General features: G+C 67.7%; 1 protein-coding gene and 1 pseudogene. Both read right to left on the bottom strand.

Annotated features, from left to right (window positions below):
* Positions 1–258, bottom strand: a pseudogene (locus EN750_RS35685) (shikimate kinase); the annotation flags it as partial.
* A 2-nt stretch (positions 259–260) separates the two neighbouring features.
* The coding region (locus EN750_RS35680; protein WP_245482909.1) for an ABC transporter permease at positions 261–1097 on the bottom strand (837 nt) is incomplete at its 5' end.

The following is a 1097-nucleotide window of genomic DNA, read 5'->3' as shown; positions in this document are numbered from 1 at the left end:
GCCCACAGACTCCGCGATGCGCTCGCCGATCGCGTCGAGCCAGCCTTCGCGCAGTTGATCGGTAAGCGGTTCGCCGCTTGCCATGCGTGCGACGTTTTCCGGCGGGTGCAGCCTGTCGCCCTCGATGAAGGTAACGCCCAGCGCGGCCGCCAGCGCAATACCGACGGCCGACTTACCGCAGCCGGCGACGCCCATCACCACGATGGCCGGCACCGAGCCGGGGGCGCTCGTCGGCGCCTGTGCTGCCGCTCCGTCCACGGTCAGCGGCTTGCCGGCGCGCGGCCGTAGAGCAGCAGCATGGCGACAATGACGACGCCATAGATGATCTGCCGCCCCGCCTCCGGCATCTGCATGACGGAGAGGATGGACTGCAGCAGCGTGATGAGGATGACACCGGCGACAGTGCCGAGATAAGAGCCGCGCCCGCCCAGGATCGAGGTGCCGCCAAGCACCACCGCGGCGATCGACGGCAGCAGATAAGCGTCGCCCATCGACTGCGCCGCCTTGGAGGCATAGCCAGCCAGAAGCACGCCGCCGAAAGCCGAGAGCCCGCCGGAGACGGCGAAGGCGACCATCACCACGCGCCGCGTATCGATGCCGGAGAGATACGCCGCGCGTTCGCGGTTGCCGATGCCGTAGACGGTGCGGCCGAAGCTGGTACGGGTCAGCACGAACACCATCGCGGCTCCGATCAGCGCCCAGATGATGACCGCGTTGGGCACGCCCGGAATGGCGAAGCCGGTCGCCAGGTAGCGCATCGCGCCCGTTGCCGAATCCTGCGGCGAGAAGCCGCCGGTGTAGACCACCATCAGCCCTTGCGCGACAGCGTTGGTGGCCAATGTGATGATCATCGAGGGGATGCGCAGATAGGCGACGCCGATGCCGTTGACGACGCCGATCAGCATGCCGCAGAAAATACCAAACGGAATGGCCAGCGCCACGCCGACCGGGCCGTACGCCGCCGCAGCGCAGGCCATCATGGCGCCCGCCGCCACCGCCCATGGCACCGACAGGTCGATCTGACCGAGCAGGATGACCAGCATCATGCCGGTTGCGATGACGCCGAGGAACGAAGCCACCTTGAGCTGCTGCAGAAG

The organism is Mesorhizobium sp. M7A.F.Ca.ET.027.03.2.1 (assembly GCF_003999175.1).
Lineage (GTDB): Bacteria > Pseudomonadota > Alphaproteobacteria > Rhizobiales > Rhizobiaceae > Mesorhizobium.
Note: the sequence above shows the minus strand (reverse complement) of the source record. Positions and strands in the feature narration are given on the sequence as shown.